Annotated in this window: 17 protein-coding genes; 5 read left to right on the plus strand and 12 right to left on the minus strand. The window is 59.0% G+C overall.

The genetic code is table 11. The annotated features are described in order from the left end of the window. Positions 1–42 precede the first annotated feature (42 nt). The 8 genes from ruvB to NVB75_RS12960 form a co-directional block, all read right to left on the minus strand. Complete coding sequence (ruvB, locus tag NVB75_RS12925) at positions 43–1,101, minus strand: Holliday junction branch migration DNA helicase RuvB (RefSeq protein ID WP_017475679.1); 1,059 nt, start codon at positions 1,099–1,101, stop codon at positions 43–45. Next, positions 1,102–1,713: a Holliday junction branch migration protein RuvA gene (gene ruvA / locus NVB75_RS12930; protein ID WP_010169952.1), complete on the minus strand. Its 612-nt coding sequence runs from the start codon at positions 1,711–1,713 to the stop codon at positions 1,102–1,104. A gap of 115 nt (positions 1,714–1,828) precedes the next feature. Then, entirely contained in the window at positions 1,829–2,353 is a 525-nt protein-coding gene (gene ruvC, locus NVB75_RS12935) for a crossover junction endodeoxyribonuclease RuvC (protein ID WP_003209812.1), read from the minus strand. 155 nt (positions 2,354–2,508) lie between these two features. Further along, positions 2,509–3,255: a YebC/PmpR family DNA-binding transcriptional regulator gene (locus NVB75_RS12940; protein WP_258347412.1), complete on the minus strand. Its 747-nt coding sequence runs from the start codon at positions 3,253–3,255 to the stop codon at positions 2,509–2,511. A 151-nt stretch (positions 3,256–3,406) separates the two neighbouring features. Next, the gene (gene aspS / locus NVB75_RS12945; protein ID WP_258347414.1) at positions 3,407–5,182 is read right to left on the minus strand and encodes an aspartate--tRNA ligase; all 1,776 of its coding nucleotides are present in this window, start codon (positions 5,180–5,182) and stop codon (positions 3,407–3,409) included. A 108-nt stretch (positions 5,183–5,290) separates the two neighbouring features. Then, on the minus strand, positions 5,291–5,512 hold the full coding sequence (locus tag NVB75_RS12950) for an FmdB family zinc ribbon protein (RefSeq protein WP_003209804.1): 222 nt from the start codon (positions 5,510–5,512) through the stop codon (positions 5,291–5,293). Positions 5,513–5,730: 218 nt separating this feature from the next. Further along, positions 5,731–6,084, minus strand: coding sequence for a ribbon-helix-helix domain-containing protein (locus NVB75_RS12955; RefSeq protein ID WP_258347417.1), 354 nt, complete (start codon positions 6,082–6,084; stop codon positions 5,731–5,733). 213 nt (positions 6,085–6,297) lie between these two features. Beyond that, complete coding sequence (locus tag NVB75_RS12960) at positions 6,298–6,771, minus strand: Dps family protein (RefSeq protein WP_003209800.1); 474 nt, start codon at positions 6,769–6,771, stop codon at positions 6,298–6,300. A 428-nt stretch (positions 6,772–7,199) separates the two neighbouring features. Here NVB75_RS12960 and NVB75_RS33130 point away from each other — a divergent pair, with 428 nt between their 5' ends. Continuing rightward, positions 7,200–7,802, plus strand: a complete 603-nt coding sequence (locus tag NVB75_RS33130; protein ID WP_003209798.1) for a cold-shock protein — start codon at positions 7,200–7,202, stop codon at positions 7,800–7,802. An 84-nt stretch (positions 7,803–7,886) separates the two neighbouring features. Here the strand turns inward: NVB75_RS33130 and NVB75_RS12970 are convergent, their stop codons facing one another. Continuing rightward, entirely contained in the window at positions 7,887–8,093 is a 207-nt protein-coding gene (locus NVB75_RS12970; protein WP_017475674.1) for a SlyX family protein, read from the minus strand. A gap of 3 nt (positions 8,094–8,096) precedes the next feature. Beyond that, positions 8,097–8,522 (minus strand): HIT domain-containing protein, encoded by a 426-nt coding sequence (locus tag NVB75_RS12975; protein ID WP_258347419.1) that lies wholly within the window; start codon positions 8,520–8,522, stop codon positions 8,097–8,099. An 883-nt stretch (positions 8,523–9,405) separates the two neighbouring features. Here NVB75_RS12975 and NVB75_RS12980 point away from each other — a divergent pair. Continuing rightward, positions 9,406–10,677, plus strand: coding sequence for an OprD family porin (locus tag NVB75_RS12980; protein WP_258347421.1), 1,272 nt, complete (start codon positions 9,406–9,408; stop codon positions 10,675–10,677). A gap of 191 nt (positions 10,678–10,868) precedes the next feature. Here NVB75_RS12980 and NVB75_RS12985 read toward each other — a convergent pair whose 3' ends face one another. Then, complete coding sequence (locus tag NVB75_RS12985; protein WP_201139987.1) at positions 10,869–11,711, minus strand: mechanosensitive ion channel family protein; 843 nt, start codon at positions 11,709–11,711, stop codon at positions 10,869–10,871. Between the two features lie 135 nt (positions 11,712–11,846). Further along, entirely contained in the window at positions 11,847–12,332 is a 486-nt protein-coding gene (locus tag NVB75_RS12990) for a YajQ family cyclic di-GMP-binding protein (protein ID WP_017475669.1), read from the minus strand. 125 nt (positions 12,333–12,457) lie between these two features. Here NVB75_RS12990 and NVB75_RS12995 point away from each other — a divergent pair, with 125 nt between their 5' ends. The 3 genes from NVB75_RS12995 to NVB75_RS13005 are packed head-to-tail and all read left to right on the plus strand — an operon-like array spanning position 12,458 to position 16,039. Next, complete coding sequence (locus tag NVB75_RS12995) at positions 12,458–13,375, plus strand: putative 2-dehydropantoate 2-reductase (protein WP_258347424.1); 918 nt, start codon at positions 12,458–12,460, stop codon at positions 13,373–13,375. Between the two features lie 46 nt (positions 13,376–13,421). Then, positions 13,422–15,458 carry an ATP-binding protein gene (locus tag NVB75_RS13000; RefSeq protein WP_258347426.1) on the plus strand — a complete coding sequence of 679 codons (2,037 nt, stop codon included), beginning with the start codon at positions 13,422–13,424 and terminating at the stop codon, positions 15,456–15,458. Between the two features lie 2 nt (positions 15,459–15,460). Continuing rightward, positions 15,461–16,039 (plus strand): cob(I)yrinic acid a,c-diamide adenosyltransferase, encoded by a 579-nt coding sequence (locus NVB75_RS13005; protein WP_063027599.1) that lies wholly within the window; start codon positions 15,461–15,463, stop codon positions 16,037–16,039. Positions 16,040–16,148: the final 109 nt, after the last annotated feature.

Consider the following 16,148-nt stretch of genomic DNA (forward strand, 5'->3'; position numbering starts at 1 on the left):
AGGACAGCACAAACGCCGAATAAATCGAATCGCCAAGCGTTTTTAATCGTCTACTGCATCGAGGAATTCGTCTACCACGGGCATCTCGCCCAATCGTGACGGAATGTTTAACCCAAAGTGCAGATACGCATGCCGGGTGACCACACGCCCCCTCGGCGTACGCATGATGTAGCCCTGCTGGATCAGGTACGGTTCCAGTACATCCTCAATCGTGTGCCGCTCTTCGCTGATGGCTGCCGCGAGGCTGTCCACACCCACCGGGCCACCGTCGAACTTCTCGATCATGGTCAGCAGCAGGCGCCGGTCCTGGTGATCAAAGCCGTGCTCATCCACATCCAGCAGGTTCAGCGCCAGGTCTGCCACGGGTTTGGTGATATGCCCTTTGGCCCGCACTTCGGCAAAGTCGCGCACCCGTCGCAGTAACCGATTGGCAATCCGCGGCGTACCACGGGCGCGGCGGGCGATTTCAAACGCGCCTTCCGGGTCCAGGGGCAAGCCGAGGATAGTCGCCGAACGGCTGACGATGGTGGCCAGATCCGCCGTGCTATAGAACTCCAGACGTTGAACAATCCCGAAACGGTCTCGCAGCGGATTGGTCAGCATGCCCGCACGGGTAGTAGCCCCCACCAGGGTGAACGGTGGCAGGTCGAGCTTGATCGAGCGCGCGGCCGGGCCTTCGCCAATCATGATGTCCAGCTGGAAGTCTTCCATGGCCGGGTACAACACTTCTTCGACGATGGGCGAAAGCCGGTGGATCTCGTCGATAAACAGCACGTCGTGGGGCTCCAGGTTGGTCAGCAGCGCCGCCAGGTCGCCCGGTCGCTCCAGCACAGGGCCGGAGGTGGACTTGATCGACACGCCCATTTCCTGGGCGATGATGTTGGCCAGAGTGGTCTTGCCCAGACCCGGCGGGCCGAAGATCAACGTGTGATCCAATGACTCGCTGCGCCCGCGCGCGGCCTGGATGAACAGCTCCATCTGCTCGCGCACGGTGGGCTGACCAATATATTCGGCGAGGCTCAGGGGGCGAATGGCCCGGTCCTGGACTTCTTCACGGTCACGGGGGCCGGTGGCCGCGATCAGACGATCAGCTTCAATCACTTAAATCATTCCCTTCAGGGCGCGGCGGATCATGTCTTCGCTGCTCAGGTTCTTGTCCTTGATGGCCGACACCGCCTTGCTCGCCTCCTGGGGCTTGTAGCCCAGGGAGATCAGCGCGCTGACGGCATCGCTTTCGGCACTGGCCACCGGCACACCCGGCGCGTCCGGTTGGTTAGGCACCAGGGCGAACATGCTCGGCACGACCTCCCAGGCCTTGAAGCGGTCCTTGAGCTCCACCAGCAAGCGCTCGGCGGTTTTCTTGCCAACGCCTGGCACCTTGGTCAGCGCCGAGGTGTCCTGGGCCGACACGCAGCGCACCAGCTCATCCACTTCCAGGCTCGACATCAGCGCCAACGCCAGCTTCGGGCCCACGCCGTTGAGGCGAATCAGCTCACGAAAGAAATCCCGGTCACGCTTGCCAATGAAACCATAGAGCAATTGCGCGTCTTCGCGCACCACCAGATGGGTGTGCAGGGTCAGCGGTTCACCGACCGACGGTAGGCGGTAGAGGGTGGTCATGGGCACTTCCAGCTCATAGCCCAGCCCGTTTACATCCAGAATCAGGTGCGGCGGCTGTTTCTCAGCCAGGGTGCCGCGCAAGCGTCCAATCACGTTCGAATCCTTAAGAATCGGCTCAGATCAAGGCCTGACCGGTAATAACGCGGGTATGCCGGCCGCCAGGACAGGCCGTTCATGCGCCCCACGCAGAATGATTGCGCTGATGCTATCAGAGACGCAGCCGGCCGCCACGACTGCGTGCCGTCCCCAAGCCGTGGGGCATCAGGCTGGAACGGGTATGGGCGTGGCAAATGGCAATGGCCAGGGCGTCGGAGGCATCGATTTGCGGTTTGGCGGTGAGCTTGAGCATGTGCATGACCATCATCATCACCTGCTCCTTGTTGGCCGCACCGGTGCCGACCACGGCTTGCTTGACCTGGGTCGCGGTGTATTCCGCGATCTCCATGCCCTCCTCGGCACCGGCCACGATGGCCGCACCGCGGGCCTGGCCGAGCTTCAAGGCGGAGTCGGCGTTTTTTGCCATGAACACTTTTTCGATGCCCATGGTCACTGGCCCGTAGGTCTGGATCACTTCACGCACGCCGCGATAGACGATTTGCAAGCGCTCGGCCAACTCGCCGGCGCCGGTACGGATACAGCCCGACGCCACGTACACGCAGCCTCGCGGGGTCTGTTGGACCACGCCAAAGCCGGTGATTCGCGAACCGGGGTCGATACCTAGGATTAGAGTCATAACGCCTGCAGTTGGATAAAAAATTCTTGATATAGCCAAGATCAAAATGTGGGAGCGGGCTTGCTCGCGAAGGCGGTGTATCAGTCACCTTATCGACTGACTGACACGCCGCCTTCGCGAGCAAGCCCGCTCCCACATTAGATCTGCATCATCCCTCAGCCTAGCTGTTCGGCTACCGACTCCGGGATATCGGCATTGGAGTAGACGTTCTGCACGTCATCCAGGTCTTCAAGCATGTCGAGCATCTTGAGCACCTTCTGCGCCCCATCCAGGTCCAGCTCGGCGCTGGTGGTGGGCAGCATCACGATTTCCGCATCGGTACCTTTGAAACCCGCCGCTTCCAGAGCGTTACGCACAGCGTAGAAACCCGCGAACGAGGTAAACACGTCGATGGAACCGTCTTCGTTGGTCACCACGTCGTCGGCGTCCGCCTCCATCGCGGCTTCCATCAGTGCATCTTCGTCAACGCCCGGCGCGAAGGAAATCTGCCCCTTGCGCTCAAACAGGTAGGCCACCGAACCGTCAGTGCCCAGGTTGCCGCCACATTTGCTGAATGCATGGCGCACGGCGGCCGCAGTACGGTTGCGGTTGTCGGTCATGCACTCGACCATCACCGCCACGCCACCCGGGCCGTAGCCTTCGTAGCTCAACTCGACCATGTCGTCGGTATCGGCCGCGCCGGCACCACGGGCCACGGCGCGGTCGATGATGTCGCGGCTCATGTTGGCGCCGAGGGCCTTGTCCAGGGCCAGGCGCAAACGCGGGTTGGAACCCGGGTCACCGCCACCCTGGCGCGCGGCGACGGTCAGCTCGCGAATCCACTTGGTGAAGATCTTGCCTTTCTTGGCATCCTGACGCTCTTTGCGGTGCTTGATGTTCGCCCACTTGGAATGGCCAGCCATAACACAACTCCGAAATTCTGTAGAAACCTGTCAATCCCGCCCCAGGCGGGACTTCCCTCTTTAACGTGCAGCCCTTGTAACGCAAAGGCGCATCCGAAGATGCGCCCTTAGCTGACAATGTAAAACCTTATCGCGCTTTCACGCTGCGGCCTTACTCAGCCTTTGGTGTCTCGCGCAGACGGATATGCAGCTCGCGCAGTGCCTTGGCATCCACCACACCCGGTGCTTGCGTCATGACGTCGGCAGCACTTTGGGTTTTCGGGAAGGCAATCACTTCACGGATCGACTGGGCACCGGTCATCAGCATCACCAGACGGTCCAGGCCGAAGGCCAGGCCACCGTGAGGCGGCGCGCCGTATTTCAGGGCGTCGAGCAGGAAGCCGAACTTCTCTTGCTGCTCATCTTCGTTGATGCCCAGCAGGCGGAAGACCGACTGCTGCATTTCCTTGCGGTGGATACGGATCGAACCGCCACCCAGCTCGGTGCCGTTGAGCACCATGTCGTAGGCACGGGACAGAGCGCCAGCCGGGTTGGCTTCGAGCTCTTGCGGCGTGCACTTCGGCGCGGTGAACGGGTGGTGCAGCGCGCTGAAGCTGCCGTCGTCGTTCTCTTCGAACATCGGGAAATCGACAACCCACATCGGCGCCCACTGACAGGTCAGCAGGTTCAGGTCGTTACCGACCTTGATCCGCAGTGCACCCAGTGCTTCGCTGACGATCTTCGACTTGTCGGCGCCGAAGAACACGATATCGCCGTCGACCGCGCCAACACGATCAAGGATCACGTTGAGGTTGGCTTCAGGGATGTTCTTGACGATTGGCGACTGCAGGCCTTCAACGCCCTTGGCGCGCTCGTTGACCTTGATGTACGCCAGGCCCTTGGCACCGTAGATGCCGACGAACTTGGTGTAGTCGTCGATCTGCTTGCGCGGCATGCTCGCAGCGCCAGGCACGCGCAGCGCGGCAATACGGCATTTCGGGTCGTTGGCCGGACCGCTGAACACTTTGAAGTCGACGTCTTTGAGTTGGTCTTCAACGTCAACCAGTTCCAGCGGGTTACGCAGGTCCGGCTTGTCGGAACCGTAACGGCGCATGGCTTCTTCGAAGGTCATGTGCGGGAATTCGCCGAATTCCAGGTCCAGCACTTCCTTGAACAGGTTGCGGATCATCTGCTCGGTGATGCCCATGATCTCTTTTTCATCGAGGAAACTGGTCTCGATGTCGATCTGGGTGAATTCCGGCTGGCGGTCGGCCCGCAGGTCTTCGTCACGGAAGCATTTGGCGATCTGGTAGTAACGGTCGAAGCCGGCAACCATCAGCAACTGCTTGAACAGCTGTGGCGATTGCGGCAAGGCGAAGAAGGAACCGGCGTGGGTACGGCTCGGCACCAGGTAGTCGCGAGCGCCTTCCGGGGTAGCACGGGTCAGGATCGGCGTCTCGACGTCGAGGAAGCCGTTTTCGTCCAGGAAGCGACGGATGCTGGTGGTCATGCGCGAACGCAGACGCAGCTTCTCGGCCATTTCCGGGCGACGCAGGTCCAGGAAGCGATAACGCAGGCGGGTTTCTTCGCCAACGTCGGAGAACTCGTTCAGTGGGAACGGCGGGGTTTCCGACTCGTTCAGCACTTCCAGTTCGTAACCCAGCACTTCGATCATGCCCGACGCCATGTTGGCGTTGGTGGCACCGGCCGGACGCAGGCGAACCTTGCCGGTGATCTTCACGACGTACTCGCTGCGCACGCGGTCGGCGGCGGCGAAGCTCTCGGCGCGGTCCGGATCGAACACCACCTGGGCCAGACCATCACGATCACGGATATCGAGGAAGATCACCCCGCCGTGGTCGCGGCGACGGTGAACCCATCCGCAAAGGGTGATTTCCTGACCTTCCAGGGTCTCGTTCAGTTGGCCGCAATAGTGGCTGCGCATCATGATAGTGGTTTCGCTTCTCGTAATTCGAAATTCGGTGGAGGTCTGCCTCATCACCGTACAGCTAAGTCAGGTGACGGATAATGCAGGAGCCTGCGCGTAGAGTTCAACTCAGTCTGCTTTGTCGCCGCCGGCCAGATTCTTCTTCGAACCGGTCTTGAAATCGGTCTCGTACCAACCGTTGCCACTCAGGCGAAAGCCCGGCATGGACAACATCTTCTTGAGCTCCGGAGCCTGGCAGGCAGGGCAATCGACCAGCGGCGCGGCGCTGATCTTTTGAATGGCTTCCAACTGATGACCACAGGAAGCGCATTGATAGTCGTACATGGGCATGGAGATGTCTCGGCGATCAGATCATTACTGCGCCACGCCCTGCCCTGGCTCTATCCCGTGGGAAAGTCCCGGCATGCGCAGCAAAGCCCGGGATTATATCTGGTAAATCGAGGCTGTGCAGCCGTAGCGGCGCGCTGCTCTTTATATAGGTGGCTGTGGCACGCTTCAACCAGGCGCCCGACCCGGGGCAATCCCGAGCCTGGCGGCTGGCATAAGGATCATGCCAGGTCCGGGTGGACACCCGGCGCGTCAAGGCGCCCTTTCAATACATGAACCACGCAAACCACCCTGACCAGACCACTGAAGTTCTTTACACCGCCATAACGCAAGTGCACTTCACGGTCCACGTAAGACAGCAACGCACTGACCGAACATGTATTGATCCGGGCTATTTCCGCGAGGATATTCCAATAGACCTCTTCGAGTCGCAAACACGTCGAAAAACCATTAAGCCGAACGGATCGGGACAATGGCCTCGCCAAGTTCATATCGAACCCTTTGGCAAAGGGATCTACCTTTATCTTGTGCAACCCGCACGTTTCCATAACTCCATTACCTGCTCCGCGTGACATACACTTGACACTCCATTGCCTGACGGCCACTCATCAGTGTTGTCGTTGGCCGTTGAGCTATAAAACATCAAGAAGACAAGTGCAGCCAGAAGACAGGGAGCCGATCGCCGTAGGACAAGCCAACGCGTGTATCAGGAAGCTCATGGGGTCAGGAAAATCGCCGAAAAACAGGCACGCGAGGGGCGTCAGCTCGACGCCCACCCGCCACCGGCATTACTTGTTTTCGAGCAGGGAACGCAACATCCACGCGGTCTTTTCATGAACTTGCATACGCTGAGTCAGCAAGTCCGCAGTGGGTTCATCGCTGACTTTATCCAGCAACGGGAAAATGCCCCGGGCCGTGCGGGTAACCGCTTCCTGGCCTTCGACCAATTGCTTGATCATGTCTTCAGCGCTCGGCACACCTTCTTCTTCCTTGATGGAAGAAAGTCGTGCGTACACCGAATAAGCACCCGGCGCCGGAAAACCCAGGGCGCGAATGCGCTCTGCAATTGAATCCACCGCCAGCGCCAGTTCGTTGTACTGCTCTTCAAACATCAAGTGCAGCGTACGAAACATCGGGCCCGTTACGTTCCAATGGAAGTTGTGGGTCTTCAGGTAAAGTACATAGGTATCGGAAAGCAGGCGCGAAAGTCCGTCAACGATTGATTTACGGTCTTCTTCACTGATACCAATATCGATTGCCATGTGTTTCCCCTTCAATTGATGAACATTCATTGATCAGGTGCAGGACCACTCTAGCAAGAGTGCCGGCCTTGCGCAGCCTGGCTGACCCTATAGAGGTGCGGCAAATCGCCCCTTGCAGAGCGGGTTTGCACGGCAGGCGAAGCTTCAAGCCCAGCCGAAAAAATTATCCGCCGCCGGCGAAAAAGCCCGCACCTGTCTAGGACAAGCGTTTGACGCAGAAATGCCGCATGCCTCGCAACAGCCCGAAATGCTTGATTTGAGTAGGCACAGGCTTTGCTGTTAAATAGGCAGCGTGTCGCCGCCGTTTTTGTTTGCGGCAAGCGACATAGGCTGATACCCGTGTACGTGTCCAACGCCTCCCATTGTTCAGAAGCGAACCGTGCCAGTCAGCTCTTCCTCGTGATCCGTCTTAACGTGAGTTAATCAAAATGTTGAAAATCGTCCACCTGCTAACGGGCGCTGCAGCTTTGCTGCTGTCCTTTATCCCCAGCCTGCGATCAGAAACCCTGCCTTACCTGCAACAACCTGACGCTCTCTACCTGACCTTTTTTGGTCTTCTTAACCTGACACTGGCTCCAGTCATTCCTTACTGGAACAAAGGCCCGCGTCATCAACTGCAAAACCTGGTCAGCGCCTTGCTGGTTCTGGCTGTTGTCGTGCAAACCCTCACCCTGCTGGCACCAATGCCTGAAGTGGGTGGCCACCCGGCCGTCCTGCTCAGCCTGGCAATCGCACTGGTCGCCATCGTCCTTCATCTGGCCATCAGTTTTTACCGTTCCTCGCCGGCCGCTGCGTCGCAAAGCTACGACATGACCAACCGGGATACCGGTACCGTGAAGTGGTTCAACACCTCCAAGGGCTTCGGCTTTATTTCCCGGGATTCGGGCGACGATATCTTCGTCCACTTCCGGGCGATTCGCGGCGAAGGCCATCGCGTCCTGGTGGAAGGCCAGCGCGTGGAGTTCTCCGTAATGAATCGTGACAAGGGCCTGCAAGCCGAAGATGTGATCGCGGCGTTGCCGCGTCGCTGATTCCAGCACCCCGAAACAAAAAAACCGCGAAGCAGCCTGGCTGCATCGCGGTTTTTTTATGCCTGGGGATTCACCCCCGCCTCGTTAATAGTGAGGCGGCGGCGCCTCTTCCTCGGACGACTCGAACTGGCCGCCCATTTCTTCCTGGCGCTTGAGCAATGCAGTCATCTGCATCTGCAGGCGTTCAACCGCCCGCTGCTGGGTGACCAGGATGTCATTGAGGGTCTCAATGGTGTCGTCCTGAAAGGCCAGGCGGCTTTCCAGGTCGGTCACACGGTCTTGAAGGTCCATGGTTCAAGCCTCCAGGAACGTGAAGTCAGCCGGCAGAATCTCGCGCAGGCGCGCACGAATCGCCGCCGCCTGCTCGTCGCTGTATGGCTTCGCCGGATGCTTGCCCCACACCGGCGCGGGCCAGGCGGCGTCATCGCGCTTGCGCACGATCACATGCACGTGCAGCTGGCTGACCACATTACCCAGCGCACCGATATTCATTTTGTCAGCGCCAAACCCTTCATTTAATAGCTGGGCCAGCGCCGTGCTTTCCTGCCATACCCGCTGCTGGTCAGCGACATCCAGCTGAAACACTTCGCTGATACCGTCGATGCGCGGCACCAGGATGAACCAAGGGTAATTCGAATCATTGGACAGCAGCAGCCGGCACAGGGGGAAATCCCCGATGGGCAAGGTGTCTTGTTGAAGACGTGGATCTAAGGCGAACACAGCAGTCACTCCCGTTCGGCGGGTCAGGTTTCAGGCGCCCAGCATACCTGCGAATGCCGGGCGCTTCACGGCGAATGCTTCTGGTCAGATACGCGCCCAAACAGGACGCCACGAAAAAAAGCGCACCATTTCGAGACAGACCAATATTTCAGCTACGCTAAATGACCAATGCATCCAATCCTAGTCAAAGTCGGGACGTGGGACACGCTTAAAGACCTTGAGCCAGAGGGCTCTCAGGATAAGAACAGTAGCCTGGGGCAAAAAAGCAGAGAGGGAACAATTGCACCAAAATGACCCATTTGTGCTTCAAAGGGATCCGCCGACTACCCACCGAACGGGGTGAACCGGTAACGTTTTGCTCGGGTGCAGGTTTTATACACCACCAAACAGGAGCACAGCAGGCGCGTCAAGGCCAAACCAAACGGCGTAAAAAGCCCGTGCTTATGCGGTTTTTACACCGCGTTGACAATTTTCACGAAAAAATCACATTCGGTTTCCGGTTTGTGCACGCTTGTTGCATTCACCGTTCTATCGTCGACAACGGCACCGGCAGGAAGCAGGTGTTTCGCGACGGAAAACAACAGCGGTTCAATGCTTTTTCAAGGAAGAGTTAAAACTTTGAGAAGGGATATTCCTTACCCGACTCAACGCTTTTAAACAGTATTGAAGTTGTCAGTCCGGTTCCAAACGGACTGTGAATTTGCGACATGGAGCTAGCAATTTACGACAGGCCCGTAAAGAAGCTGAAAGGATAGATGTGCAAGTATCGTCAATAATGTCTGCGTGATATAACTTTGCGCCGACACAAAAAAGAAAGAGCCGCCCAGACAAAAATATAGGTGGGACGGCAGTACTCTTCCTAAAACCAAAGGAGCAAATCACGATGCGCGTGATGAAGTGGAGCATGATCGCCCTGGCTGTTTCAGCAGGCACCTCGCAGTTCGCAATGGCGTCCTCTCAGGACGACTCCAAGGGCTTTGTTGAAGACAGTACTTTCAGCATCAACACTCGCCTCCTGAACTTTGGCCGCGACTTCCGTAACAACGACACCGGCAAAAGCCGCGTCAACGAAACCGGTCTGGGCTTCAACGGCCTGTACCAGTCGGGCTTCACCCAAGGCACCATCGGTGTGGGTGTCGACGTCATCGGTCTGTTGGGCGTCAAACTGGACAGCGGCAAGGGTCGTTCCGGTACTGGCCTGTTTCCAACGGGCTCCGACGGTCGCTCTCAGGATGATTACTCCAAAGGCGGCGGCGCCGTTAAGTTCCGTATCTCCGATACGGTCCTGAAAGTCGGCGACCAGTACACCACCGCACCTGTATTCGCTTCCGATGACAGCCGCCTGCTGCCTGAATTGCCACAGGGTATCTCGCTGACCAGCAACGAGATCAAGGGCCTGAAACTCGAAGGCGGTCACTTCACTTCGAGCGTGGCGCAAGCCCAGACCTACCGCGACAGCCTGGGCCTGACAAAAACTGACTTCATTGGTGGCGTCTACGCCCTCACTCCAGAAGTCAGCGCCAGCCTCTACTACGCGAAGACCGAAGACTACTGGAAGAAAACCTACGCCAACCTGAACTGGACTCATGCGCTTAGCAATGAACAGTCCCTGGCGGTCGACTTCAACATCTACAGCACCAAAAGTGATGGCGCTGGCCTGCAACGGGCTGAAAAGGACGGCACCACCAAACTGGATAACCGTGCCTACAGCTTGCAAGGCGCGTACACCATCCAGGCTCACACCTTTACCCTGGCCTACCAGAAGGTTAGCGGTGACGGTGACTACGGTTACGGCGTAGACGGCGGCGGCACGATCTTCCTGGCCAACTCCATCGCTCGTTCCGACTTCAACGCTGAAGACGAGAAGTCCTTCCAGGCTCGCTACGACCTGAACATGGCCACGTTTGGCGTGCCAGGCCTGAGCTTCATGACTCGCTACGTTAAAGGTACCGGCGCCAACACCGCCGACACTTCGAACGGCAAAGAGTGGGAACGTGACATCGAAGCCAAGTACGTGATCCAGAGCGGCCCGGCTAAAGACCTGAGCCTGCGTGTACGTCAAGCCACTTATCGCTCCAGCGATGGTGTGTACTACGGTTCGGCGTCGATCGACGAACTGCGTCTGATCGCGCAATACCCGCTGAACATCTTGTAATTGGCAGTTTGATTACAACGATGACTTAGGGCCTCGGCCCTAACTAAAAAGCCGCTCACTTGTTCGCAAGTGAGCGGCTTTTTTATTGCAACTTAATCTCAACAACCGAATAACTAGCAAGCTAGCTATCTAGTTCAATGCTGCGTAACAAACCTGACACATTGGCCAGGTTTAATCATCCCGTCACGCTATTACTTCGTAGCACTTTCCTGCATGACGCGAATCACCCGCTGCGGAAATGGAATATCAATTCCCGCCGCTTTCAAACGGTCACGTGCCAGTTCGTTGAACATAAACATCACATCCCAATAATCCGCAGTCTTGGTCCAGACTCGCAGGGATACAGTGATCGAACTATCGCCCAAGGTGGAAATCACGGCAGCCGGCGCAGGATCAGCCAGTACCCGTGGATCCTTGGCCAGTTCCAGCAGCACTTCGCGGGCCTTCTGCAGGTCGGCTTCATAGTCGACACCCACATCAAACACCACCTTGCGGGTCGGCTGACGGTTGGTGTTGGTGATCAGGCCGTTGGACAGGCTACCGTTCGGGATGATCACCGTCTTGTTGTCACCGGTGCGCAACACGGTGTGAAAGATCTGGATGCTGTCGACGGTACCGGACGTGCCCTGGGCTTCGATCCAGTCGCCAATGCGGAACGGACGGAACAACAGAATCAGCACGCCGCCGGCGAAGTTCGCCAGGCTGCCTTGCAAGGCCAGACCGATGGCCAGGGTAGCGGCACCGATCGCGGCAACGAACGAAGTGGTTGCCACCCCGATCATCGAGGCCACGTTGACCACCAGCATGACTTTGAGCGCAATGTTCGCCAGGTTGGTAATGAAGTGTTGCAGCGCCAGGTCAGCATTACGCAGTGCCAGCAAACGCCCCACTCGGTGGGTCAAGACGTTGATCAGCCACCAACCGATGGCCAGGGTGACCACAGCCAGCAAAAATCGGCTGCCGTATTCCATGATCATCGGTAACCACGACTCCGAGCTCTTGATCAGGTGATCCACTTCAGCGTTCAAATCCATCTACATTCTCCTGTTTACCGGATGCTCGGCCTATTGATTGGCCCTGAATACAATTGAGCCCCGTAGGGCTCAATGGTGGGCGCAGGTTCTGGGGCGTGGGACGTCAAAAACGCCCACAGGTTCCCCAACGTGCTATCAGTCGCGGAAGTTGTTGAACTGCAGCGGCATGTCGAAGGTCTTGGCGCGCAGGGCAGCAATGGCCTCTTGCAAGTCGTCACGCTTCTTGCCGGTGATACGCACCTGTTCACCTTGAATCGAGGCCTGGACCTTGAGCTTGGCGTCCTTGACGTGAGCGACGATTTTCTTCGCCAGCTCCTTGTCGATGCCTTCCTTGAGCACGGCTTCCTGCTTCATCAGCTTGCCGGAGGCATACGCATCCTTGATTTCAAGGCATTGCGCATCGATCTTGCGCTTGACCAGCGACAGCTTGAGGATCTCAATCATCGCTTCCAGCTGGAAATCGGCTTCTGCGGTCAGGTTGACGGTCAGCTCCTTTTCCTTGAACTCGAAGCTGCCCTTGCCCTTCAAGTCATAGCGACGATCCAGCTCCTTGACGGCGTTCTCGACGGCGTTGGTGACTTCGTGTTTGTCCAGTTCGGATACCACGTCGAACGACGGCATGTAATTTCTCCAATAAAAAGGGGCGCGGCTCAGTAGAGATGGAGCACGCCCAGGCTAAAATGCCCGGGCATTATAGCGGTTCTTTCGCCTCGTTCACTGCGGGCAGCCTTACGGAGTAAAAACTGATGTCGACCACCTGGCATGTCCTCGGCGCTGGCAGCCTCGGAACATTGTGGGCTGCCCGCCTGGCCCGCGCCGGGTTGCCCGTGCGCCTGATCCTGCGGGACCACACGCGGCTGGCCAGTTATCAGGCCGCCGAGGGCCTGACCCTGGTTGAGCAAGGCGTGGCCCACACTTACCCGGTCGTCGGCGAAACATCCGACAGCCCAGGGCCGATTCATCGCCTGCTGGTGGCGTGCAAGGCCTACGACGCCCAAAAAGCCGTCGCACAGCTTGAACATCGACTGGCGCCGGACGCCGAACTGATCCTGCTGCAAAACGGCCTGGGCAGCCAGGACGCCGTCGCCGCCCAACTGCCCCAGGCACGCTGCATCTTCGCCTCCAGCACCGAAGGCGCGTTTCGCGAAAGCGACTGGCGGGTCGTGTTTGCCGGCCATGGCTACACCTGGCTGGGAGATGCGAGCCACCCTACCCCGCCGCTGTGGCTGGATGACCTGCAAGCCGCCGGCATTCCCCATGAATGGAGCACCGACATCCTTACCCGCCTGTGGCGCAAACTGGCTTTGAACTGCGCCATCAACCCGCTGACCGTGCTCTACGAATGCCGCAATGGCGAGCTGCAAGCCCATCAGTGCGAAGTGGCCACCTTGTGCGCCGAACTCGCCGACCTGCTGGAATGCTGCGGCCAACCCGCTGCCGCGCAGGACCTGCAGAGCGAAGTGGAACGGGTGATCCAGGCCACGGCAGCCAATTACTCGTCGATGTACCAGGACGTGGCCAGTGCCCGACGCACCGAAATCAGCTATTTGCTGGGCTACGCCTGCCAAGCGGCCGCACGCCACCAACTGACCTTGCCGCACCTGCAACAACTCCAGGCCCGCCTGGTACAGCGACTGTCTGCACGCGGATTGCCCAGCGACTGAAGCACGCGCTACCCTGCCTGCCTGTTCCTTTGCAGCGAAAACCTTGATGCCACTGCGCCAGCGTCTCGAAAATCTACCGGTTGGGCAAAAACTGCTGGCGGCCCTGCTGGTTTTGTTGACCACCGTCTTGCTGGTGGCCAACCTGACCTTTATCAGCGCCGCCTACTGGATCTCCCAGGAAAGCATGGCACCCCAGGCTTTGCAGGCCATCGGCCGGCTGGTGTCCAACCCCTCGCTCGCCGCCGAGTCCCTGGACTCACCGCTCAAGGCGCAAACCCTGCTGGATGAACTGACCAGCTACTCACCCTTGCGGGCCGCAGCCTTATATGACGGCGAAGGCACGCGCCTGGCCCAGCTGCAACATCCCAATCGCCTGCACCTGCCAGACAATTACCGGGATATTGAAACCTGGCGCGCCACCGAGTTTCGCAGCAACCAGGTGATCACCCTTCCCCGGGCCGGCCAACCGTCCGGGCATTTGTTGCTGGTGGCCAGCAGCGAACTGCCCGTGGCCTTTTACACCGGGACCTTCACCGCCAGCCTGGGCATCCTGATTTTCAGCGTGCTGCTATGGCTGCTGATTGCACGGCAGATCAAACGCCTGATCACCCGACCAATCCATGAACTGGAAGAATTGTCGCGCCAGGTAACCCGGGAAGAGAACTACGCCCTGCGCGCCGGCCGTGGCAACCACGATGAAATCGGCAGCCTCGCCGAAGCCTTCAACACCATGCTCTCGCGCATCGAAGCCCGCGAGCAGCAGCTCAAGCGCGCCCGGGACGATTCCCAGGCCGCCTACGATCAAGCCCAGGGCCTGGCGGAAGAAACCCGCCATACCAACCGCAAACTGGAGCTGGAAGTCCAGGTGCGCAGCAAGATCGAGAAAAAACTCACCGGCTTCCAGAATTACCTCAACAGCATCATCGACTCGATGCCCTCGGCGCTGATCGCCCTCGACGAGCAGCTCTACGTCACCCAATGGAACCAGGAAGCCACTGCGCTTTCCGGCACCCGCCTGGACGAGGCGTTGAACCAGCCGATCTACCTTGCCTTCCAGCCGCTCAAGCCGTTCCTGCCGCAAATCAAGGCCACGGTGGAGCAACACACCGTGGAGCGGATTGAGCGGGTCACCTGGATCAAGGATGACGAAGCCAAGCACTACGCCCTGACTTTCTACCCGCTGATGGGCGGTGCCGGGCGCGGCGTGGTGATCCGGATCGACGACATCACCCAGCGCCTGTCCCTGGAAGAAATGATGGTGCAGTCAGAGAAGATGCTCTCGGTCGGCGGCCTGGCCGCCGGCATGGCCCACGAAATCAACAACCCGCTGGGGGCAATCCTGCATAACGTGCAGAACATCCGCCGCCGGCTGTCCAACGAACTGCCGAAAAACCTCGAGCATGCCGAACAGGTGGGCATCGACCTGGACATGGTCAACCGCTACCTGCAAAGCCGCGAAGTGCCGCAACTGCTCGACGGCATCCAGCAGGCGGGAGCCCGGGCGGCAAAAATTGTCACCCACATGCTCAGCTTCAGCCGCCGCAGCAACCGCCAGATGGCGCCCTGCGACTTGCCGGCCTTGATCGACCAGGCCGTGGAAATCGCCGGCAACGACTTCGACCTCATCGTCGGTTTCGACTTCAAGGGCCAGGCGATCATCCGCCAGTTCGACCCACAACTGGGCCCGGTCCCCGGCACCGCCAACGAACTCGAACAAGTGCTGCTCAACCTGCTGAAAAACGCCGCACAGGCGATTCACCAGCGTGAAAATGACAGCGAACCAGGCCGTATCATCCTGCGTACCCGGCTCAACCCGCCGTGGGCGGAGATCCAGGTGGAAGACAACGGCATCGGCATGAGCGAGAACGTGCGCAAACGCACATTTGAACCCTTCTTCACCACCAAGGAGATCGGCCAGGGCACCGGGCTTGGCCTGTCGGTTTCGTATTTCATCATCACCAACAATCACAAGGGCCAGATGGAAGTCCAATCGACCCTCGGCCAAGGCACCTGCTTCACCCTGCGATTACCTTTGGCGGGCAGCCAATTGCCCCCTAACGAACTCACTCAACTGGAGCGCTAACCATGGGCTTTCGCCTGTCGAAGATTTACACCCGAACCGGCGACAAGGGCGAAACCGGCCTGGGCGATGGCCGCCGCGTGCCCAAGGACCATCCACGGGTTGAGGCGATTGGCGAAGTCGATGCGTTGAACAGCCAGCTGGGTTTGTTGTTGGCGGGTCTTGAGGAACAGAGCGGGCAGCATCCGGCGTTGAAAGATGTGATCGAGGTGCTGACGCCCTGCCAGCATCGACTGTTTGACCTGGGCGGCGAGTTGGCGATGCCGGTGTACAAGGCGCTGAATGCGGCGGAAGTCGACCGGCTTGAAGCGGCGATCGATCGCTGGAATGAAGAGGTCGGGCCGCTGGAGAACTTCATCCTGCCGGGTGGTTCGGCGTTGATTGCCCAGGCTCATGTGTGCCGCAGCCTGGCCCGCAGTGCGGAGCGTCGGTGTCAGCACCTGAATGCGGTGGAACCGCTGGAAGGCGTGGGGTTGGCGTATATCAACCGGCTGTCGGACTTGCTGTTTGTGGCTGCCAGGGTGATCGCCAAGCGTCAGGGCGTTGCGGAGATTTTGTGGCAGGCGGCGGCAAAGCCGCACTGATACTTACTGACCGATTGCAACCTGTGGCGAGGGAGCTTGCTCCCGCTGGGCTGCGTAGCGGCCCCAAAAAAGCGGGAGCGCTGCGCACTCCAGCGGGAGCAAGCTCCCT

The organism is Pseudomonas sp. CBS, assembly GCF_024734645.1.
In the GTDB taxonomy this organism is placed as follows: Bacteria; Pseudomonadota; Gammaproteobacteria; order Pseudomonadales; family Pseudomonadaceae; genus Aquipseudomonas.